The sequence below is a fragment of the Citrobacter amalonaticus Y19 genome (assembly GCF_000981805.1).
Lineage (GTDB): Bacteria > Pseudomonadota > Gammaproteobacteria > Enterobacterales > Enterobacteriaceae > Citrobacter_A > Citrobacter_A amalonaticus_C.
Window position 1 is genome coordinate 4,167,440 of sequence record NZ_CP011132.1, and the last position, 24,363, is coordinate 4,191,802.

At 54.1% G+C, this 24,363-nt stretch carries 20 protein-coding genes, 1 tRNA gene, 2 other RNA genes and 1 pseudogene; 13 read left to right on the forward strand and 11 right to left on the reverse strand.

The window, feature by feature from the left end; genetic code table 11:
• Positions 1-69 precede the first annotated feature (69 nt).
• Both dppA and F384_RS30470 read right to left on the reverse strand, forming a co-directional pair.
• Positions 70-1,677, reverse strand: a complete 1,608-nt coding sequence (dppA, locus tag F384_RS19205; RefSeq protein WP_046491929.1) for a dipeptide ABC transporter periplasmic-binding protein DppA — start codon at positions 1,675-1,677, stop codon at positions 70-72.
• Between the two features lie 642 nt (positions 1,678-2,319).
• Positions 2,320-2,606 (reverse strand): annotated as a pseudogene (locus tag F384_RS30470) (IS4 family transposase); the annotation flags it as partial.
• 335 nt (positions 2,607-2,941) lie between these two features.
• On the opposite strand from F384_RS30470, the gene F384_RS19210 reads away from it, so the two are divergent.
• Complete coding sequence (locus F384_RS19210; protein ID WP_046491931.1) at positions 2,942-3,481, forward strand: fimbrial protein; 540 nt, start codon at positions 2,942-2,944, stop codon at positions 3,479-3,481.
• Between the two features lie 206 nt (positions 3,482-3,687).
• Here the strand turns inward: F384_RS19210 and F384_RS28300 are convergent.
• From F384_RS28300 to F384_RS19235, 6 genes are all read right to left on the reverse strand, one after another.
• Positions 3,688-3,820: non-coding RNA, RtT sRNA (locus F384_RS28300), on the reverse strand.
• Between the two features lie 32 nt (positions 3,821-3,852).
• Positions 3,853-3,985: non-coding RNA, RtT sRNA (locus F384_RS28305), on the reverse strand.
• Between the two features lie 32 nt (positions 3,986-4,017).
• Positions 4,018-4,094: transfer RNA gene (locus F384_RS19220), tRNA-Pro, on the reverse strand.
• Positions 4,095-4,185: 91 nt separating this feature from the next.
• Positions 4,186-5,877: a kdo(2)-lipid A phosphoethanolamine 7''-transferase gene (gene eptB, locus F384_RS19225; protein ID WP_046491935.1), complete on the reverse strand. Its 1,692-nt coding sequence runs from the start codon at positions 5,875-5,877 to the stop codon at positions 4,186-4,188.
• Between the two features lie 260 nt (positions 5,878-6,137).
• A complete protein-coding gene (locus F384_RS19230) occupies positions 6,138-7,340 on the reverse strand; it encodes an MFS transporter (RefSeq protein ID WP_046491937.1) in 1,203 nt (400 codons plus the stop codon).
• Positions 7,341-7,570: 230 nt separating this feature from the next.
• The gene (locus F384_RS19235; RefSeq protein ID WP_046491939.1) at positions 7,571-8,272 is read right to left on the reverse strand and encodes an autotransporter domain-containing protein; all 702 of its coding nucleotides are present in this window, start codon (positions 8,270-8,272) and stop codon (positions 7,571-7,573) included.
• Positions 8,273-8,430: 158 nt separating this feature from the next.
• Here F384_RS19235 and tag point away from each other — a divergent pair, with 158 nt between their 5' ends.
• Both tag and F384_RS19245 read left to right on the forward strand, forming a co-directional pair.
• Positions 8,431-9,009 (forward strand): DNA-3-methyladenine glycosylase I, encoded by a 579-nt coding sequence (gene tag, locus F384_RS19240; RefSeq protein WP_046491941.1) that lies wholly within the window; start codon positions 8,431-8,433, stop codon positions 9,007-9,009.
• Entirely contained in the window at positions 8,990-9,421 is a 432-nt protein-coding gene (locus F384_RS19245; RefSeq protein ID WP_046491943.1) for an N-acetyltransferase, read from the forward strand. The genes tag and F384_RS19245 overlap by 20 nt, the downstream gene beginning before the upstream one ends.
• On the opposite strand, the gene F384_RS19250 is transcribed toward F384_RS19245, so the two are convergent.
• A complete protein-coding gene (locus F384_RS19250; RefSeq protein ID WP_046491945.1) occupies positions 9,399-11,723 on the reverse strand; it encodes a molybdopterin guanine dinucleotide-containing S/N-oxide reductase in 2,325 nt (774 codons plus the stop codon). The genes F384_RS19245 and F384_RS19250 overlap by 23 nt on opposite strands.
• 146 nt (positions 11,724-11,869) lie before the next feature.
• Between F384_RS19250 and F384_RS19255 the strand changes: the two genes are divergently transcribed.
• The 6 genes from F384_RS19255 (at position 11,870) to ghrB (ending at position 17,786) form a co-directional block, all read left to right on the forward strand.
• Positions 11,870-12,532 carry an OmpA family lipoprotein gene (locus F384_RS19255; RefSeq protein WP_046491947.1) on the forward strand — a complete coding sequence of 221 codons (663 nt, stop codon included), beginning with the start codon at positions 11,870-11,872 and terminating at the stop codon, positions 12,530-12,532.
• A 100-nt stretch (positions 12,533-12,632) separates the two neighbouring features.
• Positions 12,633-13,649: a LacI family DNA-binding transcriptional regulator gene (locus F384_RS19260; protein WP_046491949.1), complete on the forward strand. Its 1,017-nt coding sequence runs from the start codon at positions 12,633-12,635 to the stop codon at positions 13,647-13,649.
• 100 nt (positions 13,650-13,749) lie between these two features.
• Positions 13,750-14,499 carry a sugar phosphate isomerase/epimerase family protein gene (locus F384_RS19265; protein WP_046491952.1) on the forward strand — a complete coding sequence of 250 codons (750 nt, stop codon included), beginning with the start codon at positions 13,750-13,752 and terminating at the stop codon, positions 14,497-14,499.
• Positions 14,500-14,502: 3 nt separating this feature from the next.
• On the forward strand, positions 14,503-15,441 hold the full coding sequence (locus F384_RS19270; RefSeq protein WP_046491954.1) for a sugar kinase: 939 nt from the start codon (positions 14,503-14,505) through the stop codon (positions 15,439-15,441).
• 67 nt (positions 15,442-15,508) lie between these two features.
• Positions 15,509-16,789: an MFS transporter gene (locus tag F384_RS19275; protein ID WP_046491956.1), complete on the forward strand. Its 1,281-nt coding sequence runs from the start codon at positions 15,509-15,511 to the stop codon at positions 16,787-16,789.
• Positions 16,790-16,811: 22 nt separating this feature from the next.
• Positions 16,812-17,786 (forward strand): glyoxylate/hydroxypyruvate reductase GhrB, encoded by a 975-nt coding sequence (ghrB, locus tag F384_RS19280; RefSeq protein WP_046491958.1) that lies wholly within the window; start codon positions 16,812-16,814, stop codon positions 17,784-17,786.
• 41 nt (positions 17,787-17,827) lie between these two features.
• On the opposite strand, the gene F384_RS19285 is transcribed toward ghrB, so the two are convergent.
• Positions 17,828-18,538 (reverse strand): DUF3053 domain-containing protein, encoded by a 711-nt coding sequence (locus F384_RS19285; protein ID WP_046491960.1) that lies wholly within the window; start codon positions 18,536-18,538, stop codon positions 17,828-17,830.
• A gap of 443 nt (positions 18,539-18,981) precedes the next feature.
• Here F384_RS19285 and F384_RS19290 point away from each other — a divergent pair, with 443 nt between their 5' ends.
• From F384_RS19290 to cueP, 4 genes are all read left to right on the forward strand, one after another.
• Positions 18,982-20,352: an MFS transporter gene (locus F384_RS19290; RefSeq protein WP_046491963.1), complete on the forward strand. Its 1,371-nt coding sequence runs from the start codon at positions 18,982-18,984 to the stop codon at positions 20,350-20,352.
• Positions 20,353-20,609: 257 nt separating this feature from the next.
• Complete coding sequence (locus F384_RS19295; RefSeq protein WP_046491964.1) at positions 20,610-20,900, forward strand: HTH-type transcriptional regulator; 291 nt, start codon at positions 20,610-20,612, stop codon at positions 20,898-20,900.
• 272 nt (positions 20,901-21,172) lie between these two features.
• Complete coding sequence (gene cspA / locus F384_RS19300) at positions 21,173-21,385, forward strand: RNA chaperone/antiterminator CspA (RefSeq protein WP_004126446.1); 213 nt, start codon at positions 21,173-21,175, stop codon at positions 21,383-21,385.
• A gap of 179 nt (positions 21,386-21,564) precedes the next feature.
• Positions 21,565-22,104 (forward strand): copper-binding periplasmic metallochaperone CueP, encoded by a 540-nt coding sequence (gene cueP, locus F384_RS19305; protein ID WP_046491967.1) that lies wholly within the window; start codon positions 21,565-21,567, stop codon positions 22,102-22,104.
• Between the two features lie 185 nt (positions 22,105-22,289).
• On the opposite strand, the gene glyS is transcribed toward cueP, so the two are convergent.
• Positions 22,290-24,359 carry a glycine--tRNA ligase subunit beta gene (gene glyS / locus F384_RS19310; protein ID WP_046491969.1) on the reverse strand — a complete coding sequence of 690 codons (2,070 nt, stop codon included), beginning with the start codon at positions 24,357-24,359 and terminating at the stop codon, positions 22,290-22,292.
• Between the last annotated feature and the right edge of the window lie 4 nt (positions 24,360-24,363).

A 24,363-nucleotide genomic window follows, 5' to 3' on the forward strand; every position in this document is an offset into this window, starting at 1 on the left:
CATTACTGCCAGGTGGCGCGACGCGAACCGACTTAACGGTGCGTAGCGCTCACCTGACGTTGCTTTTAATTATTCGACTGAGACGTTTTCGAAGTGGTGTTTACCTAATGGATCAACCACATAGCCTTTGACTTCTTTACGCACAGGTTCATACACGGTGGAGTGAGCCACGATCAGCGCCGGAGCCTGGTCATGCATCACCACCTGAGCCTGTTTGTAGAGCTCAATACGCTTGTTGTGGTCGTCGGTCGCACGCGCCGGTTGAATCAGGTCTTCAAACGGCTTGTAGCACCAGCGAGAGTAGTTGGAACCGTCTTTCGCCGCAGCGCAGCTGAACAGGGTCGCGAAGAAGTTATCCGGATCCCCATTGTCGCCGGTCCAGCCCATCATTACCGCCTGATGCTCACCCGCTTTGGCGCGTTTCAGATACTCGCCCCACTCGTAGGTCACAATCTTGGCCTGAACACCAATCTTCGCCCAGTCAGCCTGAACCATCTCGGCCATACGGCGAGCGTTCGGGTTGTACGGACGCTGCACTGGCATTGCCCACAGCTCAACGGTAAAGCCCTTATCCTGACCGGCTTCTTTCAGCAGGGCTTTCGCTTTCTCAGGATCGTAGGTGTAGTCTTTAATGTCGTCGTTATAGCCCCACATGGTTGGCGGGATCAGGTTCTTCGCGGCCACGCCCGCACCCTGATAAACGGCTTTGATGATCGCGTCTTTGTTCACCGCGTAGGTCAGCGCCTGACGCACTTTCACGTCATCGAACGGTTTTTTCTCGGTATTGAAAGAGAGGTAACCGACGTTCAGACCTGCCTGTTCCATCAGGTTGATGTTTTTGTCCTGCTTCATGCGGGCGATGTCAGCCGGGTTCGGGTACGGCATCACCTGGCACTCGTTCTTCTGCAGTTTGGCGTAACGCACGGAAGCGTCAGGCGTGATGGAGAAGACCAGACGGTCGATCTGCGGCTTGGTGCCCCAGTAACCTTCGAACGCTTTATAGAGAATACGGGAGTCTTTCTGGTACTGCTGCAACTGGAACGGACCAGTACCGATTGGGTTCAGGTCTACTTTCTCCGGCGAGCCGGCTTTCAGCATGTTGTCGGCATATTCTTTAGAAAGAATAGAGGCGAAGTCCATCGCCAGGTCGGCAAGGAACGGCGCTTCCGGACGCGTCAGCACGAACTGAACGGTGTTGTCGTCCACTTTCTTCACTTCACTGATCAGGTCTTGCAGGCCCATGCCTTCAAAGTATTCATAGCTGCCGCCAGATACTTTGTGGTACGGGTTTTGTGCGTTTTTCTGACGATCGAAAGAGAACACCACGTCATCGGCGTTGAAATCACGGGTCGGTTTAAATTCTTTATTGTCCTGCCACTTCACGCCCTGGCGCAGGTGGAAGGTGTAGGTTTTACCGTCTTCACTGATTTCCCACTTCTCAGCGAGGCCCGGAATCACTTCCGTTGTCCCGGTTTTGAATTCGACCAGACGGTTATAGATGGGTACTGAGCTGGCGTCATAGGTTGTGCCAGAGGTAAACAGCTGCGGGTTGAAACCTTCAGGAGAACCTTCTGAACAATAAACCAGAGTTTTAGCCTGTACACTTGCTGCGACAGTCATAGCCAGAAGGCTCAGACCAAGCTTCAGCATCCCTGACTTCTTCAAGGAAATACTCATTCTTCTGCTCCAAATGTGATGTTGTTGTTTTACCCTTTGCAATGGGTTTGCACCGCCTGGCCTTTTTTGTTTTTTAACCGGCTGGGTCGGCGTGAAGAGGATGGGGATTCCGTTCACATAAGCAACTGAGTAGCAGCGCGGATTCTCCATGAAATGCCCCTCATGCCCTACAATCTGTCAACAGAATGTGAAAACGTCAATACAGGTAACCATGATTTACAACAACGGTGAGAATTAGCAAACAAAGATTAAAAAAACTTCAGGCGGGTATTTTCAGCAGAGAAATTTATGCTACGCCCTGAATGCCAGAATAAATACCTTAATATTTATCAACATTTAGTGATTAACAATTGTGCAGAATAAAAAAAATTTCTGACGAAATGGTGCATATCTGAGCGATAAATCCCACGAACGTTAAAACGCACAGTTGAAAATGCTAGCGCCAGCCATAAGTAACGCAAAAAAAGATCCACGCATAGATAAAAAAAGACAATGGAATATGTCACAAAATCGTTAATGGATAGTGAGAAGTGGTGCGCATTTTTTGTAGCAGAAATGAAGGTCATCCCCAGGGCGGGTAAGGTGCAACCAATTGCCTGATGGCGCTTCGCTTATCAGGCCTACAAATGCAAAAAAACCGGCTCAAAAGCAACGCCACCATTCAAGATGTTTTGAGTGAACGGGATACTGATTTTTTGAGATATGGACGCTCCTCCCATTCAGCCGTCTTCTTTTCTTCGGCAGGATAAACCACTGTGTATTTTCCTCAGCATTTTTGAGATCGTCCCCGGCTTACCTCTCAAACACCGGATAAGTTCATCCTGCATCAGTCTCATTGCCATCACAATGCGAATACCCAGAGGCGCGACTTTCGCTTCCCGCGTTCTCTGGTTCATTGCCACTCTTATCAGGTTACATGCGGTCAACAACCGCCTTCAGAATTCCTGATAAATGCCTTTCTCTAACCCAGAACACTCAATCTATTTATATACAGTAGAATTTAAGAATTAATTTATTATCGCCTTCTAAATCATTCGCATAATTTATATTTCAAGCTTACCAATAATGACTAAACCCGCCTGAACACCTGCTTTCCAGAATTAGACGATTAAATGCTTTTTGTCTGGATAAAAAGCATTACACTAATATTTCCTATTGATGCAACCACTTAGATAGACTCATTTCGATACTCACTCAAACTGAGACGGTATACTTAACGGAAATGTAGAATCTATTTCAAACATTAAATACATAAGGATTGTATATGAATAAGAGTATTATAGGATTAGTTGTATCCACATTATTTATGGTCGCCAACGTACATGCGGAAGACACTTCCGCTGTCGTCAGTATTGCAGGTTCGGTGACAGGTAGCGCGGATATTACCGCGTCATGCACGGTCAACGTTTCGAAGACAATGATTAATCTGTCGACCGATGTGACCAATCTGCGTGAGCAGGGCACGGCAGAGCTTCCTTCAGAGACTATCCAACTGACGATGTCGGGCGATCAAGGTTGTGAAGATCTGATTCTGGCGGGTCGTATTGCCTATAAATTTACCGGCGTAGCGGATGAAGCAACAGGCGAAGTACTCGCGAATACGGATACTTCCGAAGAGGCGGCACAGGGCGTAGGCGTTGGCCTTTATGATTTTTCGGGTAACGCTGTTGATTTAGATGATAATACCTACAATGCCACCGTGGCCGCAGCAATCCTTGGCTTTAACCTGGTAAAATTAACCGGGCAAACACCGACTCAGGGCAATGTGAAAAGCGCATTAACTATCGAAGTTGAACGTCTGTAAAATCACTCCCCCTGCAAAAAGCCGCAACGGATAACGTTACGGCTTTTTTTACTGCTCTTGGGTAGAAGATGGCCGCACAGGAAGTTTGTGCCCCTGTCATGTTGCGATAGACGCCCTTTATTAAATCGAACCTCTGCCCCCGGAGGTTCTTATCCTCTCGGGTTCTGAATGCAAAAAAACCTGCTCGTTGAGCAGGGTTTTGAATTTGGTCGGTGATAGAGGATGACTCGCCACGTCATGGCTTGCCCTTCGGGCCGTTGCTGGCGCAACGTTCTCTCGCTCCGCTCGAGTCGAACCTCTGCCCCCGGAGGTTCTCATCCTCTCGGGCTCTGAATGCAAAAAACCCTGCTCGTTGAGCAGGGTTTTGAATTTGGTCGGTGATAGAGGATGACTTGCCACGTCGTGGCTCGCCCTTCGGGCCGTTGCTGGCGCAACGTTCTCTCGCTCCGCTCGAGTCGAACCTCTGCCCCCGGAGGTTCTCATCCTCTCGGGCTCCGAATGCAAAAAACCCTGCTCGTTGAGCAGGGTTTTGAATTTGGTCGGTGATAGAGGATTCGAACCTCCGACCCCTTCGTCCCGAACGAAGTGCGCTACCAGGCTGCGCCAATCACCGAATGCGGGGCGCATCTTACTGCGCAGGTGCGCCCCCGTCAATCCCTTAGTCGCAAAATGCCATTTGATCGGCGAGAAAGTCGTCAGCCCTTTTACTGAGCGACGCTTTTCGATCCATCAGGGATATGACACCAGTTGTTGTTCTCATTAATTCCGCCATTCGGCGAGGTATAGCCGAGACAACCCATGATGGTGTCGTATAGCTCCACATGACGGCGCGGCACCTTCATTTCCGCTTCCTTCTTCAGATGCGCGAACGCCTGCGCGTTAGTCGGGTTCTCCAGATATTTATCCGACATCCAGACCATCATCGGCACGCGGAACTGCTCCGGTGGCGCCATCTTGCGCGGCGTACCGTGCAGGTGCTCCCGCTCGTTGATCGACTCACCGTGATCGGCTGCGTAGAACACAATTGCTTTCTTATCACGCACCTGATCAATCACCGTATCGATAAAGTGATCGACGTAGGTAACTGAGTTATCGTACGAATTAATCATCAGGTCTTTCGGACACTTACGATCGATAGCGTAACATTCCGGCTTCCACTGGGCGAACTCGCGAGGATAACGCTGGGTGTAGTTGTAGTGAGAGCCCTTGGTGTGCAGCACAATCAGATGCTTACCCTGCGGATTTTCCTGCAGCGAACGATCAATCTCATTCACCAGCAGCATATCATCCACGGCTTTACCCCGGTTACGCGGCTCAGCGGCAATCTGTTCACGATAGGCAATGTTGTCGGCCATCGTGTTGCTGTAGAACCACATCTCACTCTGCATCGCGAAGAGATCGGAGCTAAAACCTAACTGTTTAAGCACCGCAAAGACGTTCTGTTCTTTCAGCGTACGCTGGGGGTTGTCCTCGGCTCCACCCTGACGAACGAACATGCAGCGCAGCGACAGTTTCGTCGCGGTATCGCAGGAATAGCCTCGATACATCACCAGGTTCTTCTCTTTGGCGAGCTTCGGCGTGGTGTCGCGTTCATAACCCAACATCCCCATATGATCCCAACGCGTGGTTTCACCAATGATGAAAATCACGTAGGTGTCATCCAGATTCTGTGTCGGGGTATAGGTGAACTTCTTCGCCGGGTTGATGAGCGATTTGTTATCGGACGATTCATCCACCTGCGCCCAGGCATACAGGCCAAGGGCAGACAGCCAGTTTGACGGCAGATAGGAGTTCGCCAGCACGCCGCCGTAGCTCGGCATATCTACACCAGCAATACGATCGGCACGTTTCTGATGCATCTCCAGAAGACGAATCGGCACCCAAACCAGCAGCCCCGCCATCAGCACGATCAGCGCGCTACGCCAACGCACTTTAGGCGTACAAAGTTGACGCCAGAGGGTATCCGTCGAGCGGTTAAACCAGATAAATATCAGCGGGATAATACTCACCGCCACCAGCCAGAGGACGAACGTCCAGCCGACCACTTCTTTAGAGAGGTCGATATCCGTGGTCATGACCGAGGCCACGATACCGTAACCAATCATCACGTTCATAAAGGTCATGTAATAACTTGCGCCCGCTGAAATCAGCACCAGCAACGAAGCCAGAACACGCCATACTGCCCTGCCGGACAGTGACAGGAGTCGTAAAAAGAAGAACGTTGCCAGCACTGTGCCAGCCAGTTCAACCACCGCGGAGATTCCATTCCAGAGGGTAAAGTCTTGCGCGTAACCGTCAAACCGACGGAGGTAAACCGCGCCATTCATAAACAGACCGATATAGATCGCGAGCAAAAAACTCAGCTTTTGCTGCGACATCGACGTAATGTATCTCATGCAAGCAGGCCCTGGAAATCGAGGGGTTAACACCGCCTGCGCGCGGCGACATCCGCCGGGCAGGTGAAATTGCGAAGGTAGTCAAATAGTAAAATCGACACGCGCGGCTAAGTAGACCACATGCAGCAAAGAAAGTGGCAACAGAGAATGTGATCGAAAGAGATATTTACAAAAAATCAAGTTTGAAAGCGGATTATTCACAGCAAAAATCACAAAAAAGGCCAGCTCGTCGGCTGGCCTGTGGAAAACCTTAGCGGATATCAGGCGTGCGCCATTTCCAGCACATTGCGTGTTGGCTGACGAATGGTGGTGGAGAGCGCCAGTGAGAGAATCAGCAGCGCGAAGATGACGCAGAAGGTAATGTAGAACCCGCCGAACAGCGACGCGATAATCGAACCGCAGATGCTGCCAATCCCGAAGCCCAGGTAAATCACACCGTAGTTTTTCGCCAGGTTGTTCAGACCGAAGAACTCGCTGACCAGTGACGGGAAGACGGTGATAGTCCCACCAAAGTTAAAGGCAATACAGGCAATGGCTGCAAAGAAGGTCAGTGCATTCAGTGGCGCAAACAGCAGAGCGGCCATCCCCACCAACGACACCACCTGACCAATGGTGATCACACGGATACGGGCAATTTTGTCGGACAGGATACCCAGCACCAGGCGACCAGACAGGTTGGCAATCGAAATCACCGTCACCGCATTGGCCGCCGAAGCCACATCCATATGCGCCAGCCCCTGAGCGATATCTTTCGCCACGCCAATCACATACAGCCCGCTCATGCACGCCGTCAGGAACATCACCGCCAGCATCCAGTACTGCGGTTTACGCATAGATTGCGCCAGGGTGTAGTCGTTTTCCACCACGCCGTTTTGCGTTTTGACTTCCTGATTGGGTGCATCTTTCATCAGCGTGGAGCCGAAGACGATCATCACCAGCACAATCGCGCCCCAAATCACAAAGGTGTTTTCCAGACCGACGGTCGCCAGAAGTTGGCTATCGATGAATTTGAACCCCAGGCTTCCGAGACCATAAGAGCCAATGGCAAAGGCGGAGATCAGCCCTTTTCGCTCCGGGAACCACTTCACACAGTTAGACAGCGTTAACAGATAGCCCGCGCCATCCGCCAGTCCCACCAGTACGCCCGCGCTCAGCCACAGCATCGTCAGATTACTGGAGTGTGCGGTCAGGAAAAAGCCCAGCCCGAGCAGTATACCGGACGCCATCGTGACGCGTTTCACGCCAAAACGTTCCTGCAACTTCCCGGCGACAGAAGAGGATATCGCCAGACCTAAGCTCAACAAGCCAAAAGAAAAGGCCACCTGGCTGACGGGCTCACCCAATTTTTCGGAAAGCACGCCATTAAACAGGCTCCAGGTATACACAGAACCTAAGGCGAATTGCGTAATGATAGTACCGATAAGGGTCAACCAACGGGTGCGCTGATACGATGCGGTTTTCATGGCAGTCTTCCTGCATAAGCAAAAGGGAAAATTCTCTGCCGACAACCATAACGAAATGCATTTTATGCAGGGAGAAAACGGCATGAAGTGCCATCAGAACGGAATGAAATGCCTGGAATGCGGAATGAATGACGAGACAAATATTCATTGAATAAATTTTTGCCCCGTCAGTTAGTGCGTACTATCGCCACAGATACTGTTATCACTGGGTTTAAATTGTAAATGACAGGTTAAAACCTGGCACTCACCCCCATCGTGTAGAGGTAGTCGGTACTGTTGGTGGTGTTTTCCGCCTGCGAGAGTGCGGCATAGGCCGCCATATGCTGATTAAGTAGCATATCGGCACCCACGGTCACGTCCAGCCAGTTACTGTCCTGAGTGGTCGCCGTCATTCGACTGAGTCCCGACTGCGCCTTCCAGACATTGTCGCCAAACTGCTGGTTGTAGCTGATTTGCGCCCACGGCCGCAGATCGCCAAATTGCGAATTCACCCGCCAGCCCAGCGTACTGACGCTGGCATGCCATAGCGGGTCGGACGATTGGCTGGTCACACTGTCGCCAAATTCGTTATAAATGGAGGACGTGGTGCCATCGTAATGCAACGCCGCGACTGGCCCGGTTGTTACGCCGCCAGAGACGGGAAAATTCCAGCCCATACTCATGCCGCTGGTTGCCTCCATCGGCGAAGCCTGCTCAAGATTAACGGCCAGACCCGGCACACTTTGTGTCGTCCGGATACGTTCAGCCAGAATGTCGTCATAGCGCGGTTGGTGATCGCTGTCCCATGTATAGCGTTCAGTCGTATATCCAGACGTGGTATCAACGATATATTCTTGCTGCCAGGCGCGGGCTGTGTTGATGTAAAGCGAACAGACCACGACGCTCGCCAGGAGAATGATTTCCCGGCGACCACTGCATTTTTTTATCATCATCAATGCGACTCCAGAAGAGAGCCGAAATCGGCGATATTATTGTCATTGTAATTTAAGGATGACAGGCGAAAGCCCTGTATTAAATATTGTCTTTTTCGCTGGCGCGTCAAGGTGCCCGGAACGATATTTTTATGGCAAGTCAAAGAGCGAGGGAAAGTATGGAACGTTGCGGTTGGGTCAGTCAGGACCCGCTTTATATTGCCTACCATGATAACGAATGGGGCATGCCCGAGCACGACGGTAAAAAACTGTTCGAAATGATCTGCCTGGAAGGTCAGCAGGCCGGACTTTCGTGGATTACCGTCCTCAAGAAGCGCGAAAATTATCGCACTAACTTCCACCACTTCGATCCCGTACGCGTGGCAGCCATGCAGGAAGACGATGTGGAAAGATTGCTGCTTGATGCCGGGATTATCCGCCATCGGGGGAAAATTCAGGCCATCATCGGTAATGCCCGGGCGTATCTGGCGATGGAACAAAACGGCGAACCGTTTGCCGACTTTGTCTGGTCATTTGTGGAAAATCAGCCGCAAATCACCCGCGCCGCCACGTTGGGCGAGATCCCAACCTCCACTCCCGCCTCGGACGCCTTGTCAAAAGCGTTAAAAAAACGGGGATTTAAATTCGTCGGTACGACCATTTGCTACTCCTTCATGCAGGCCTGCGGACTGGTCAATGACCACATCACCGGTTGTTTCTGTCATCCAGGAGATAAAAATGATTCGCGAGTTTCATAATGCTGACATGACGGCACTGCTGGAGCTATGGCTGGAAAGTACCATCTATGCGCATCCTTTTATCCCTGAACGTTACTGGCACGAGAGCGAAGAGGTTGTGCGCGATGTTTACCTACCCGCTGCCAGAACCTGGGTCTGGGAAGAGAAAGGGACGCTGAAAGGGTTTGTCAGCGTCATGGAACAACGCTTTCTCGGGGCGCTGTTTGTCGCCCCGGATACGTTACGCAGTGGGATTGGTAAAGCGCTGGTGCAGCATGTTCAGCAGCGTTTTAGCGTACTGAGCCTCGAGGTATATCAAAAAAATCAGAACGCGGTGAATTTCTACCATGCGCTGGGCTTTCGTATTGAAGACAGCGCATGGCAGGAAGATACCCAACATCCCACCTGGATTATGGGCTGGCGGGCGGATTAAACGCAGTAAGCGTAAGCGCTGGTCCGCTGTATTTCTCCAGCCACGCCAGCGCGGTATTGCCCGCACAGCCGTTCCCCAGACGCGAACTGGGCAGATCCTTAGTCAGTACGTTCACCGCGCCATTTTTACAGATGCCGCCGGCCGTCGGGTCGAGATCCGGCCATGCCCCTTCATGAATGCAGATCACGCCGGGTTTGATGCCGTCGGTAACCACTGCACCCGCAAGGATCTGACCACGGTGATTCCAAATACGCACCGTATCGCCCTCGCGTATACCGTGCGCCTGCGCATCCTGCGGGTGAATCGTCACCGGCTCGCGGTTCGCGACGGCGTACCGTTCACGCAGGTGACTGTAGTTAAGCTGGCTGTGCAGACGATGCGCCGGGTGCGCCGACACGACCTGTAGTTGCCCCGGTTCGGCATTGCCGTGCCACTCATCCGGCTCCAGCCACATCGGATGTCCGGGGCAGTCCGCATAGCCGTAACTGGCAATCCGCTGCGAGTAAATCTCAATCTTACCGCTGTCGGTTTTCAGTGGATGCGCGTCCGGGTCACGACGAAAATCAGCAAAGCGGATGAACTGCGCGTTGGCCGGATTATCCGGCATTTCAATCAGTTGGTTAGCAGCCCAGAATTCGGCAAACGGCGGCAGCGTCACCTGCTGGCTGGCCCCGCGCTGCCCGGCAATAGCATAGAACGTTTCCAGCCATTCCAGTTCGTTCTTCCCTTCTGTGAAGCGTTGATAACCGCCCGCTTCCCAGCGCTCGCTCAGTTCGGCAAAGACGTCAAAATCATTGCGCGCTTCACCCTGCGGCGGCACAACCTGCTTCATCGGCACCAGATGCTGGTTGCTGTAATCCCCGGTCATGGTGAGATCGTTGCGTTCAAAAGAGGTCGTCGCCGGCAGCACAATATCGGCATGCTTCGCGGCAGCGGTCCAGAAGCATTCCGAGATGACCACCAGCTCCGGTTTTTGCCAGGCGCGAATCAGTCGATTCGTGTCCTGATGATGGGTAAAATTCGCCCCGCCCGCCCACCAGATGAAGCGGATATCCGGGAAGTGGCGATTCATTCCGTTGTGCTGATACGGCGCACCGGGGTTTTCCAGCGCTTCCACAATGCGCGCTACCGGGATTTTCTCCACCGCGTCAGTACCGCCTTGCAGACTGCCCTGCATTGACGCCAGTACGGCAGAACGACGCGTCGGGTTGCCGCCGTTGGCAAAGTGATAGGAAAGGCCAAAACCGCCGCCGGGTGTACCTGGTTGTCCCAGCATGGCGGCCAGAGTGACAATCATCCAGTGCTTTTGTTCGCCAAACTGCTGACGCTGCATGCCCCAGCCAACCATCAGCATAGTGGTATTTTTATGGAATAATTCCGCCAGTTCACGGATTTTCACCGCCGGAACGCCGCAAATCGTGGCCGCCCACTCGGCCGTTTTAGCGATCCCGTCGCTCACACCCAACAGATAGTCTGAGAAGACCGCATAACCCGTGGTACAGCGGGCGAGAAACGCCTCATCATGCCAGCCATTTTCCACCAGTGTATGCGCGATGCCGAGCATCAGCGCCACGTCGGTGCCCATATGCGGCGCAATCCATTCCATCTTGTCGCCGAAGAAATCGACACTTTCCGATCGCATGGGATCAATACAGATCAGTCGTTTTCCGCTTTCGCGCAGTGCATCGAAGTAAGGTATCCCCTGCTCATCCGACGCGTTCCAGGCAATCTTCAGTGTATTCAGTGGGTTGGCACTCCACAGCACCACCACATCGCTGTGTTCCAGAACCACCGGCCAGCTGGTCTGCTGCTGGTAAACTTCACTGCCGCCCACCACGTACGGCATGATGGCCTGCGCCGCGCCGGTAGAATAGTCGCCCAGATGTCCGGTGTACCCACCCGCCAGCGCCATATAGCGTTGCAACAGCGTCGCCGATTTGTGCAGGACGCCGTTGGAACGCCAGCCGTAAGAACCGGCAAAAATTGAGGAGGGTCCCCAGGTGTCGCGGATCCGCTTATGCTGCGCATGAATCAGCGCCAGCGCATCGTCCCAACTCACGCGCACAAACTCATCCTGTCCACGTACGCCCTGCGGCTGTGCAGGCGAGGCAAGAAACCCTTTACGCACCATCGGATAACGCACCCGGGTTTTACTGTGTACCTGATCGTGGACCGCGCTTTGCAGTGAATTCGGATGCGAGGTGGGCAGCGCGCCACGGGAGGAGAGCACCTTTTCTCCGTCCGTTTCGACAAGAATGGGTCCCCAGTGGGCGGCGGTTAACACCAGATTGCGCGTCGTCAAGCCAGGTACTCCTGCAGATGTATTACGGCGTTCAATGTTACTTACAAATTTCGGAGAGATCCCTGGAATTTTCTTCATCTTCACACGTCATAATCAACCGCCACGGTCGCTGTGGCAAAAAATAATAATGTCATTAAGGAATTAAGATGAAGAAACGTGTTTTAGTCATTGCCGCTATCGTGAGCGGCGCCCTGGCGGTTTCTGGCTGTACAACCAACCCTTACACCGGCGAACGCGAAGCGGGTAAATCCGGCATTGGCGCGGGCATTGGATCGCTGGTCGGCGCGGGTATCGGCGCCCTCTCTTCCTCGAAGAAAGATCGCGGTAAAGGCGCACTGATTGGCGCAGCGGCGGGCGCGGCGCTCGGTGGCGGCGTCGGTTATTACATGGACGTGCAGGAAGCAAAACTGCGCGACAAAATGCAGGGAACCGGCGTGAGCGTGACGCGAAGCGGTGATAACATCATCCTGAACATGCCGAATAACGTCACCTTCGACAGCAGTAGCGCGACCCTGAAACCGGCGGGCGCAAACACGCTGACCGGTGTGGCGATGGTGCTGAAAGAGTACGAAAAAACGGCCGTCAATGTGATCGGCTATACCGACAGTACCGGCGGCCAGGACCTGAATATGCGTCTGTCGCAACAGCGTGCGGACAGCGTGGCCAGCTCGCTCATCACTCAGGGCGTTGCCGCCAACCGCATCCGCACCAGCGGCCTGGGCCCGGCAAATCCGATCGCCAGCAACAGCACGGCGGAAGGGAAAGCTCAGAACCGTCGCGTCGAAATTACCTTAAGTCCGATTCAGTAACGGTCGTGCCGGGTGGTGACGTTACTACCCGGCATGAATCAACTTGCCATCGTCAATTTTCGCGTTAAGGTGTTCTCACTTTCAGGCGAGAGAACTTCCCATGGCAAAATCAACACGCCCCACCATCAGCGATGTCGCGAAAGCGGCAAAAACCGGTAAAACCAGCATTTCGCGTTATCTCAACGGCGAAAAACACCTGCTCTCTGATGCCCTGCTGGCGCGTATTGAAAAAGCTATTGCCGATCTCGACTATCGCCCCAGCCTGATGGCTCGCGGCCTGAAACGAGGTCGCACCCGCCTGATTGGCCTGATCATTGCCGATATCACCAACCCCTATTCCGTCCACGTCTTAAGTGGTATCGAAGCCGCCTGTCGCGAGAAAGGCTTTACGCCACTGGTCTGTAACACCAATAACGAGGTGAACCAGGAACTGCACTATCTCGATCTGCTGCGCAGTTATCAGGTAGAAGGCATCGTGGTCAACGCCGTGGGGATGCGCGAAGAGGGGCTGAATCGCCTGCAACAGTCTGCGTTGCCAATGGTATTGATCGATCGCAAAATCCCTGACTTCGCCTGCGACGTCGTCGGACTGGACAACACCCAGGCCGCCACCACGGCCACCGAGCACCTGATTGAACAAGGCTTTGAGGCCCTGCTGTTTCTCAGCGAACCGCTGGGCATGGTCAATACTCGCCGTGAACGGCTGAGCGCTTTTCGGGCAACGCTGGCACGCTATCCGGGCGTTGTCGCCGAAAACGCCGAAGTCCCGCTCAGCGAGAATATGAAGCTCGATAACACCTTACGCCAGTTCCACCAGCAGCATCGTGGGATGCGCAAGGCGGTGATCTCTGCTAATGGCGCGCTCACCCTTCAGGTCGCCCGCTCGCTGAAACGCATTGGTCTCAACTGGGGCAGCGATATTGGTCTGCTGGGGTTCGATGAGCTGGAATGGGCCGAACTGGCTGGCGTCGGGATTACGACCCTGAAACAGCCCACATGGCAGATTGGTTATGCCGCCGTCGAACAGGTGGTACGCCGGATTGAAGGCAGTAGCGATACTATTCATGAACAGGTTTTTTCCGGCGAACTGATCGTTCGCGGTTCCACCGCCCGCTAATTTTCCTTCGTGATGGTGATCATAATTTCGACACATCGCGCTTTTCTTTGGAACCGGTTCCATCTAGCGTAATCACAATAGCGTTAGTTCTGGAGTTCCCATGCAGAGAAAAATTATGGTGGTTACCGCCGCCTATGGCTACGACACCGTCCGCGCTGCCGGCGGACAAACCGCAATGCTACCGGTCATTGCCGGTGCAGGCGCAGACGGCGTCGAGATTCGCCGCGAACTGTTTACTGACGCTGAACTCAGCGCCCTGCCCACACTGGCTTCAGCCATCGAACGCGTCGATCTGCTGGCCTGCTATTCCGCGCCACAGCCGCTGTTCATGGAAGATGGCCGCCTTAATCCGCAACTGCCGTCGCTGCTTCAGGAAGCGCAAACGCTGCGCGCGCTGTGGCTGAAGGTTTCACTGGGCCATTTCGTCCATGCAGATCAGTTTGACACCCTGCGCGACTGGCTGGAAAGCAGCGGTATGGCTCTGGTGGTAGAAAATGACCAGACCTCCTGCGGACAACTGATTCCCATGCAACGTTTTAACGCTGCCTGTCAGCAACATGCGCTGCCGATACAACTGACGTTTGATATGGGCAACTGGCTGTGGGTGGGCGATTCGCCGGAAGAGGCCGCGCGTCAACTGGCCGCGTCAGTCGGTTATGTCCACGTCAAAGCCGCCATCGCGCACCACAACAGCTATCGCGCCGTCCCCCCGGACGACGCCGGGTCTCGCTGGCTCGAACTGCTCAACCAATTGCCCACCGACGTTCCACGCGGCATTGAATTTCCGCTGGAAGGGGCCGATCTGACTGCGGTCACCCGCCACTACGTCGAATTGTTACGTAAGGAGTAAGGCATGAAGCATTCACTGGATGTCATCACGATCGGCGAAGCGATGGCGATGTTTGTCGCGACACAGACCGGCGATCTGGCCGAGGTCGAGCCGTTTATCAAGCGCGTCGCCGGTGCCGAACTGAACGTCGCCACAGGCCTGGCGCGACTGGGTCTGAAAGTGGGCTGGGTGAGCCGCGTAGGCAACGATAGTTTTGGTCGCTTTGTTCTCAACTCGCTGAAAAAAGAGGGGATTGATGCGCAAGGCGTGACGCTGGACGAGCGTTACGCGACAGGCTTTCAGCTGAAATCTAAAGTTGAAAATGGAACCGATCCCATTGTGGAATATTTCCGCAAAGGCTCCGCCGCCAGCCATCTGTCCGTGGAGGATTATCACGACGCGTACTTCTCCAGTGCCCGCCATCTGCATCTGAGCGGCGTCGCAGCGGCACTTTCCGCCAGCACCTATGAACTACTGGCACACACGGCGCGCACCATGAAAGCCCAGGGCAAGACGCTCTCTTTTGACCCCAACCTGCGCCCGGTGCTGTGGAAAAGTGAAGCCGAGATGGTTGAGAAACTGAACCGTCTCGCCTTCCAGGCCGACTGGGTGTTACCCGGCCTGAAAGAAGGGATGATTTTAACCGGACAACAGACGCCGGAAGGGATTGCGGATTTCTATCTCCGCCACGGCGTGAAAGTGGTGGTGCTGAAAACGGGCGCAGACGGTGCCTGGTATAAAACCGCCGACGGTGAAAAAGGCAGTGTCGCCCCGGTAAAAGTAGACAACGTGGTCGATACGGTCGGTGCCGGCGACGGCTTTGCAGTCGGCGTGATCAGCGCTCTGCTGGAAGGCCGTACGCTGCATCAGGCCGTCACTCGCGGCAACAAAATTGGCGCGCTGGCCATTCAGGTACAGGGCGACAGCGAAGGCTTACCCACACGTGAAACGTTAGGCGAATAACGTTACGTAATGATAACAGCCCCCTGTACCCTACAGGCAGCGGCGGCAGAAACCACAGAGGTTGATTATGGCAAACTCAACAAATGCAGCAAAACGCTGGTGGTACATCATGCCTATCGTGTTTATCACGTATAGCCTGGCGTATCTTGACCGTGCAAACTTCAGCTTCGCATCCGCTGCGGGCATTAATGAAGATCTCGGCATCACCAAAGGGATCTCCTCCCTGCTCGGCGCCCTGTTCTTTCTCGGCTATTTCTTCTTTCAGATCCCCGGCGCGGTGTATGCCGAACGCCGGAGCGTGCGCAAACTGATCTTTGTCTGCCTGATTTTATGGGGCGGTTGCGCGTCGCTGACCGGGATGGTCAGCAATATCCCGGCACTCGCCGCCATTCGTTTTATTCTCGGGGTGGTAGAAGCCGCCGTCATGCCAGCGATGCTGATTTACATCAGTAACTGGTTTACGAAATCGGAGCGTTCGCGCGCGAATACCTTCCTGATCCTCGGTAACCCGGTGACGGTCCTGTGGATGTCAGTGGTGTCCGGTTACCTGATCCAGGCGCTCGGCTGGCGTGAGATGTTCATCATCGAAGGGGTTCCCGCCATCCTGTGGGCCTTCTGCTGGTGGGTGCTGGTGAAAGATAAACCGGCGCAGGTCGGCTGGCTGACCGCGTCAGAAAAAACGGCGCTGCAGACACAGCTCGAACAAGAGCAGCAGGGTATTAAGGCGGTACGCAACTACAGCGAAGCATTTCGCTCTCGCAACGTGATCCTGCTTTGCATGCAGTACTTCACCTGGAGTATTGGCGTCTACGGCTTTGTGCTGTGGTTGCCGTCAATCATCCGCGAAGGCGGCGCGAATCTGGGGATGGTCGAAGTGGGCTGGCTCTCTTCTGTACCGTATCTGGCAGCTACCGTGGCGATGATTGTCGCCTCCTGGGCCTCGGATAAACTGCAAAACCGCAAGCTGTTCGTCTGGCCTCTGCTGCTGATTGCTGCGTTCGCCTTTATTGGTTCTTGGGCCGTCGGTACGAATAACTTCTGGGCGTCTTATACCCTGCTGGTCATTGCCGGTGCGGCGATGTACGCTCCGTATGGCCCGTTTTTCGCTATCATTCCGGAGATGTTGCCACGCAACGTTGCCGGTGGCGCGATGGCGCTTATTAACAGTATGGGCGCGCTCGGTTCGTTCCTCGGATCGTGGTTTGTCGGTTACCTCAACGGTGCGACCGGCAGTCCATCCGCCTCGTACATTTTTATGGGAGTGGCGCTTTTCGCCTCAGTATGGCTAACTCTAGTCGTCAAACCCGCGAATAATCAGCAAGTACCCGCTGGCGCACGCCACGCGTAAACGTTACCTCATGGAGAGTCGTATGAAGCCGTCCATTATTCTCTACAAAGCGTTACCCGACGATTTACTGCATCGCCTGGAAGAACATTTCACCGTCACGCAGGTGCCGAACCTGAGCCCGCAGACGGTTGAACAACACGCGCAAGCCTTTGCCAGTGCCGAAGGTCTGCTGGGCTCCAGCCAAACCGTCGATACCGCACTGCTGGAGAAAATGCAGATGCTCCGCGCGACCTCAACAATCTCCGTGGGGTATGACAACTTCGATGTGGATGCGCTGAACGCACGCAAGGTGCTGCTGATGCATACGCCTACCGTACTGACGGAGACCGTCGCCGATACGATCATGGCACTGGTGCTGTCGACCGCTCGCCGCGTTGTAGAAGTGGCCGAGCGCGTGAAGGTTGGCGAATGGACCTCCAGCATTGGCCCCGACTGGTTTGGTATCGATGTGCACCACAAAACGCTGGGCATTGTCGGTATGGGACGCATTGGCCTTGCGCTGGCGCAGCGCGCCCACTTCGGCTTCAACATGCCGATTCTCTACAACGCCCGCCGCCACCATCAGGAAGCGGAAGAACGCTTCAACGCCCGCTACTGCGACCTTGATACGCTGCTGCAGGAATCGGACTTTGTCTGCCTGATCCTGCCGCTGACCGACGAGACGCATCATCTGTTTGGGGCAGAACAGTTCGCCAAAATGAAGTCCTCTGCCATCTTCATCAACGCCGGACGCGGTCCGGTCGTCGATGAAAATGCGCTGATTACCGCACTGCAAAACGGCGAGATCCACGCTGCGGGTCTGGATGTGTTCGAACAGGAGCCGCTGCCGGTTGACTCACCGCTGCTGTCGCTGAACAACGTCGTGGCGGTACCGCACATTGGTTCGGCTACGCATGAGACGCGCTACAACATGGCGGCCTGTGCGGTCGATAACCTGATTGATGCGCTGCAAGGAAAGGTCGAGAAGAACTGCGTGAATCCGCAGGTCGCGGGATAACAACACTGCCGGGAGGCGCTATCGCCTGCCCGGCAACTTCATTACTGGATGGCGTTTACCGCCGCAGTCCAGGCCTGATTAAATGCCTGATGCTGCGAAGCCAACGGCCCAATCAATGTGTTGTACTGACTTGCCTGTTGTGACGTCGGGAACTGAATGCCATTCGCCACAAAGCTAACCTGCGTATCCTGCTGCGCGACAAAGTCACCCACCTGGACAAGTTGCTGAGTAAAGATCTGCGCGGCCGGGATCAGCGGTTGTAATGCATCTGCTGGCGTTGTCACCACTTTCTTATACACCTGGTCAAACACCGGCTTCAGGTCTTCGGTCTGTTTCAGTGCGCCATGCGCCGCATCCGCCTGCAGTTTCGCATTTTGCAGCTGCTGGCCCAGTACGCCGAGGGAGCCGTTCAGGTCGCGTAGCGGCCCACGTTGCGTCACATAATCCTGTGGTACACGGATGGCGTTAACGCTATCAACGACCGGACGCAAAGCGGAATCCATCGCCTGGTTTACCTGCTGCGAGTAGCCATACAGAATCGCGTAATCAGAAACAAACGGGCCGAACTGTTTTTTCTGATCGGCAGTCAGAGTAGGTAGACGTTCGCCGCTACGCATCACCGTATTCTGTAGAAAATCGACAAATGCTTTACGCTGATCGCCTTCTTTATCAAAACACCCACTCAGGCTAACAACCATTAATAACGCCGCAAGAGGCGCAAACCAGCGAGAGCAGGACTTACCTGTCGCCATTTTAATACTCCTTTCACCCAAAAATGCGCACAACGCAACGCGCGTGCCTTACGGCTTACAAGGATAGTCCAGGTCAGGCTCGCAGGATACCCCTTACGCGTAATCTTGTGGCGGAAATTCGCATGGCAGAACGGCGATCGTTTATTTGTTACTTTATTGTTAATCGCATCACATTTACCGCCTCTGCCATGCGGGCATTACCATAAGGTAGTTCTATGATTTTAATAGAATTTCATCGTTATCTCAGTCAGTACAGGAGCAATTCGTACGATTATCGCACGCTTACCACGGCGGGATGATTGCCGAACAAGGGCTTCGATGTTTTGATTAGTTGAACGATTACCGAATAAACGTTCGATAATCGCACAATTAATCCAAACGCTTGCGGTGGAGAAAATAAAAACGCCCTCTGTCCCCCGCTTTGCTTTCGCAGGAATGACCGCATGACAAACAGAACGACTGATATTCAAGCGTTTATTAACGAGCATCCCTTTTCAAAATACCAGTGGATGATTCTCGTGCTGTGTTTTGTGACCGTCGCGATGGACGGGTTCGATACCGCGATTATCGGGTTCATCGCCTCCGATCTCGTTCAGGAGTGGGGCGTTGAAAAATCCGCGCTCGGCCCGGTCATGAGCGCCGCGCTGGTGGGACTTGCCGTGGGAGCGCTCACCGCGGGTCCACTGGCTGACCGCGTCGGTCGCAAAAAAGTTCTGATCATGTCGATTCTGGTGTTTGGCGGCTTCAGCCTGCTTACCGCCTTTGCCGGCACGCTGAACCAACTGACGGCGCTGCGCTTTTTAACCGGCCTGGGTCTGGGGGCCGCGATGCCCAATGCCGCGACCCTGATGAGTGAATACGCACCAGAACGCCGTCGCGCGTTGCTGGTGAATCTGATGTTCGTCGGATTCCCGATTGGCTCGTCGATGGGCGGGTTTGTCTCTGCCTGGCTTATCCCGCATTACGGCTGGCAAAGCGTGCTGATCCTCGGCGGCGTAATGCCACTGGCGCTGGCGGTGGTACTGATCTTCCTGCTGCCCGAATCCGCCCGTTATCTGGTCGTAAAGAATAAATCACAACAGCAGATCGGCACGATTCTGCGCCGTATCGCCCCGCTGCCGGAAGCAACGCACTTTGTCCTGCGTGAAACTGGGCAGATTAAAGAGAAATCGGCGCTGGGCGTCATCTTCTCGCCGCGTTACGCGCTGGGTACGGTGATGCTGTGTCTGACCTATTTTATGGGGTTGCTGATCTTCTATCTGCTGACCAGTTGGCTGCCGTTGCTGATCCGTGAAACAGGGGCCACGCTGAGTCAGGCGTCCATCATTACCGCCCTGTTCCCGCTGGGCGGCGGGATTGGCGTTCTGGTGCTGGGTGCGCTGATGGACAAATTCAACCCGAACAAAGTGGTCGCGGTCGGTTGGTTGCTGACCGGGGTGTTCGTCTGCCTGGTCGGGTTCTCCACCAGTAGTCTGATGCTCATGGGAGTGATGGTCTTTATCGCCGGGACGATCATGAATGGCGCACAATCGTCCATGCCCGCGCTGGCGGCCGGTTTTTACCCCACGCAAGGCCGCGCGACCGGCGTAGCATGGATGTTAGGTCTGGGCCGTTTTGGCGGTATTCTCGGCGCGTTTAGCGGCGCCTTCCTGATGCAGGCACAGCTCGCGTTCGAAACCATCTTTACGTTCCTTGCGATTCCGGCACTGGTGTCCGCATTGGCTTTGATGGTGAAATACTGGGTCGGTAAACGCCAACTCTCTGCTTCCTCAACACTTGCAGAGTCGCCGACTCACGCCGCGCAAAAAGCCTGATCTCCCCTTCCAGGCAGGTAACCGCCTGCCTGGAAATAGTCAGATTTTCGTAATCTTTACAATTCTTTTTACGACGCGGGATATAGTGCCCGTTATCAGATCGTTAGCAAGCTACAAATCCGCCGTCTCCTCGTCGCTGAAACGAGTCTTGTCCCCCTCTTAAACTGTGACGCCCACCGCGCTTTCTCATTTACGACTATTCTTAACTGGCTTCGATGAAATTCACGATCCCGCAGTGTGATTTAGAGGAGTTCTCAATGGAATCTAAAGATCCGATGTTTGAGCTGCTGAGCAGCCTGGAACAAATTGTTTTTAAAGAAGAATCATCAAAAATCGCCCTGACACATAAGCCAAGCCCCTTTAGCGAATTTGAACAGCTACGACGGGGTAGCGGACTTGAAACAGATGATTTCGCCAGAGCGTTAGGCGTAACGGTTGCACTGGTACAGGAGTGGGAATCAAAACGCGTTAAACCCTCCAGTACAGAATTGAAGCTGATGCGACTGATACAGGCTAACCCGACGTTGAGTAAGCAGTTGATGGAATAGTCGACAATCGTTGATGAACGGTCCTGATACAGGGCCGTTTTCTGACCACTTAAGCTGCCTGGAGCAAAATAACAGTTGCATCAACTGGCGTTACATGAGTTAATGCGTCCCACGGTTTGACGTACAGACCATTAAAGCAGTTTAGTAAGGTAGTCCCCTTCAAGAGTTATCGTTGATACCCCTCGTAGTGCGCATTTCCTTAACGCTTAAAAAATCTGTAGAGCACGCCATATCGCCGAAAGGCACACTTATTTTTTAAAAGGTAATACACTATGTCCGGTAAAATGACTGGTATCGTAAAATGGTTCAACGCTGACAAAGGCTTCGGCTTCATCACTCCTGACGATGGCTCTAAAGACGTGTTCGTACACTTCTCTGCTATCCAGAACGAAGGCTACAAATCCCTGGACGAAGGTCAGAAAGTTTCCTTCACCATCGAAAGCGGCGCTAAAGGCCCGGCAGCTGGCAACGTAACCAGCCTGTAAGCTTAAAAAGCTCAGAATTCAAGATCCCTGCCAGACGGCGGGGATTTTTTTTATCTCTCCCCCCACCTTTTGCCATCCCACTTCCCCTTCTTTGCATTACTTTACCTGTTCAGGCTTTGACCTTTCCCTAAGGGTAAGCTTTATAGTAAAAACCCTGTTTTACACATGGAATTGACGCTATGTCCAGACTCCCTTTGTTCCTTACGTTAGGTTTGCTCACCAGTGGTACCGCGTTTGCTGCATCACCAGAAGCCGCGTTCCTTGCCGAACATGGTCTTGCCGGTAAGTCAGTTGAACAGATCGTGGATACCATCGATCAAACGCCGCAGTCCCGTCCGCTGCCGTATTCAGCTTCCATCACCAGTACCGAGTTAAAACTCGCCTCTGATGGGCAGATGTATACCCTGCCGCTGGGCGAAAAGTTCTATCTCTCCTTTGCGCCTTACCAACAACAGACGCATCCGTGCTTTAATCACAGCCTTTCCGGCTGTCAGGGCGAAATGCCGGATACCACGTTCAACGTTAAAGTGACGGATAAGAAAGGCGATGTGTTGATTCAGAGACCGATCAAAAGCTATCAGAACGGGTTTATCGGCGTCTGGTTGCCGCGCAACATCGAAGGGACAATAGAAGTGAGCTACAACGGCAAAACGGCGTCACACGCGATTGCCACGAAGGATGACAGTCAGACCTGTCTGACGGAACTGCAGTTGCAGTAACTCTTCCTGTCCGTCCATAAAAAAACCTGCCCGAGGGCAGGTTTCAGCGCGTTGAAAACACATGCGATAGTTTTTGCCGGATGATGGCTGACGCCTTATCCGGCCTACACTGTGTTCTGTAGGCCCGATAAGCTTGCGTCATCGGGCGCTTCAGCGTTTGTATGCGGTGGTGACTTGCGCGATGTTTACTGCAGCAGCGAAATATCCGCCACGCGCAGGAACAGCTCGCGCAGTTTCTCGAGCATCGAGAGACGGTTAATACGCAGGTCTTTATCCTCGACGTTCACCATCACTTTTTCGAAGAATAAATCAACCGGCTCACGCAGTTCAGCCAGTTCCACCAGCGCGTCCTGGTAACGACCTTCGGCAAAGTACGGTTCAAGCTTGTCACGCAGCACGACAACCTGCATCGCCAGCGCAATCTCTTCCGGCTCTTTCAGCACCGCGGCGTTAACACGCTCGTTCAGCGTCTCATCAGACTTCGCCAGAATGTTGGAAACACGCTTGTTGGCAGCCGCCAGCGCGGATGCCGCTTCCAGAGTGCGGAAGTGGGAGACCGCCTTCATGCGCGCATCGAAATCAGCCGGACGGGTCGGACGACGCGCCAGCACCGCCTGGATGATATCCACCGTGTAGCCTTCATCCTGATACCAGGCACGGAAGCGACCGAGCATAAAGTCGATGACGTCATCAACGACGTTAGCGTTGGTCAGCTTATCACCGTACAGACGCACTGCTTCTTCGGTCAGCGTCTGCAGGTCGAGGTTCAGGTTCTTCTCGACGATAATGCGCAGCACGCCCAGCGCCGCACGACGCAGAGCGAACGGGTCTTTGTCCCCTTTCGGGTGCTGACCGATACCGAAGATACCCGCCAGGGTATCCATCTTGTCCGCAATCGCCAGTGCGCAGGCAACCGGGTTAGACGGCAGGTCATCACCGGCAAAGCGCGGTTGATACTGTTCGTTCAGGGCAACAGCCACATCTTCCGCTTCGCCATCGTGGCGGGCGTAGTGCATCCCCATCACGCCCTGGGTGTCGGTGAACTCGAAGACCATGTTGGTCATCAAGTCACATTTCGACAGCAGGCCCGCACGGGTAGCATGGTTAACGTCTGCGCCAATCTCACGGGCGATCCAACCAGACAGCTCCGCGATACGATCAGTTTTGTCACGCAGCGTACCTAATTGTTGCTGGAACAGCACGGTTTGCAGACGCGGCAGATTGTCTTCCAGACGTTTTTTACGGTCGGTATTGAAGAAGAACTCGGCATCCGCCAGACGCGGGCGCACCACCTTCTCGTTACCGGAGATGATTTGCTGCGGATCTTTCGATTCGATATTCGCAACGAAGATGAAGTTCGGCAGCAGTTTGCCGTCGTTGGCGTAGACCGGGAAGTACTTCTGGTCGCCTTTCATGGTGTACACCAGCGCTTCAGATGGCACCGCGAGGAATTTCTCTTCAAATTTCGCCGTCAGTACCACCGGCCATTCCACCAGCGAAGTCACTTCTTCCAGCAGACTTTCGCTCAGATCGGCATTCCCGCCAATGGTACGCGCCGCGTCTTCCGCATCCGCTTTGATTTTGGCTTTACGCTGTTCGTAGTCGGCAATGACCTTACCGCGCTCCAGCAGGATCTGCGGGTACTGATCGGCGTTGTCGATGGTAAATTCCGGCTCGCCCATAAAACGATGGCCACGAATCACGCGATCGGACTGGATGCCCAGAATGGTAGCCGGAATGACTTTATCGCCCAGCAGCAGGGTAACGGTGTGCACCGGACGCACGAAGTGCACGTCGCTTGCTCCCCAACGCATCAGTTTCGGGATCGGCAGTTTCGCCAGCGACGTGGCAATCATGTTCGGCAGCAGCGCTTCGGCGCTTTCGCCTTTCACGTGCGCACGATACAGCAACCATTCGCCTTTATCGGTCGTCAGACGCTCGGCCTGATCAACGGTGATGCCGCAACCCCGTGCCCAACCTTCTGCCGCTTTACTCGGTTTGCCTTCGGCATCAAATGCCTGGGCTATCGCCGGACCGCGTTTTTCAACTTCGCGATCGGGCTGGGATTCTGCCAGATTAGCGATTTTCAGCGCCAGACGACGCGGCGCCGCAAACCATTCAACATGACCGTGCGCGATGCCAGCGTTGTCCAGCTCCGCAGTCACATTCGCAGCAAAGGATTCCGCCAGGCTGCGCAGGGCTTTTGGTGGCAGCTCTTCAGTGCCGATTTCCACCAGGAAAGTTTTCTCAGACATGGCC

Excerpts from the sequence above, each read along its gene's own strand:
- dppA (WP_046491929.1), bottom strand. The coding sequence starts at position 1,677 with ATGAGTATTTCCTTGAAGAAGTCAGGGATGCTGAAGCTTGGTCTGAGC.
- F384_RS19210 (WP_046491931.1), top strand. The coding sequence starts at position 2,942 with ATGAATAAGAGTATTATAGGATTAGTTGTATCCACATTATTTATGGTC.
- eptB (WP_046491935.1), bottom strand. The coding sequence starts at position 5,877 with ATGAGATACATTACGTCGATGTCGCAGCAAAAGCTGAGTTTTTTGCTC.
- F384_RS19230 (WP_046491937.1), bottom strand. The coding sequence starts at position 7,340 with ATGAAAACCGCATCGTATCAGCGCACCCGTTGGTTGACCCTTATCGGT.
- F384_RS19235 (WP_046491939.1), bottom strand. The coding sequence starts at position 8,272 with ATGATGATAAAAAAATGCAGTGGTCGCCGGGAAATCATTCTCCTGGCG.
- tag (WP_046491941.1), top strand. The coding sequence starts at position 8,431 with ATGGAACGTTGCGGTTGGGTCAGTCAGGACCCGCTTTATATTGCCTAC.
- F384_RS19245 (WP_046491943.1), top strand. The coding sequence starts at position 8,990 with ATGATTCGCGAGTTTCATAATGCTGACATGACGGCACTGCTGGAGCTA.
- F384_RS19255 (WP_046491947.1), top strand. The coding sequence starts at position 11,870 with ATGAAGAAACGTGTTTTAGTCATTGCCGCTATCGTGAGCGGCGCCCTG.
- F384_RS19260 (WP_046491949.1), top strand. The coding sequence starts at position 12,633 with ATGGCAAAATCAACACGCCCCACCATCAGCGATGTCGCGAAAGCGGCA.
- F384_RS19265 (WP_046491952.1), top strand. The coding sequence starts at position 13,750 with ATGCAGAGAAAAATTATGGTGGTTACCGCCGCCTATGGCTACGACACC.
- F384_RS19270 (WP_046491954.1), top strand. The coding sequence starts at position 14,503 with ATGAAGCATTCACTGGATGTCATCACGATCGGCGAAGCGATGGCGATG.
- F384_RS19275 (WP_046491956.1), top strand. The coding sequence starts at position 15,509 with ATGGCAAACTCAACAAATGCAGCAAAACGCTGGTGGTACATCATGCCT.
- ghrB (WP_046491958.1), top strand. The coding sequence starts at position 16,812 with ATGAAGCCGTCCATTATTCTCTACAAAGCGTTACCCGACGATTTACTG.
- F384_RS19285 (WP_046491960.1), bottom strand. The coding sequence starts at position 18,538 with ATGGCGACAGGTAAGTCCTGCTCTCGCTGGTTTGCGCCTCTTGCGGCG.
- F384_RS19290 (WP_046491963.1), top strand. The coding sequence starts at position 18,982 with ATGACAAACAGAACGACTGATATTCAAGCGTTTATTAACGAGCATCCC.
- F384_RS19295 (WP_046491964.1), top strand. The coding sequence starts at position 20,610 with ATGGAATCTAAAGATCCGATGTTTGAGCTGCTGAGCAGCCTGGAACAA.
- cspA (WP_004126446.1), top strand. The coding sequence starts at position 21,173 with ATGTCCGGTAAAATGACTGGTATCGTAAAATGGTTCAACGCTGACAAA.
- cueP (WP_046491967.1), top strand. The coding sequence starts at position 21,565 with ATGTCCAGACTCCCTTTGTTCCTTACGTTAGGTTTGCTCACCAGTGGT.
- glyS (WP_046491969.1), bottom strand. The coding sequence starts at position 24,359 with ATGTCTGAGAAAACTTTCCTGGTGGAAATCGGCACTGAAGAGCTGCCA.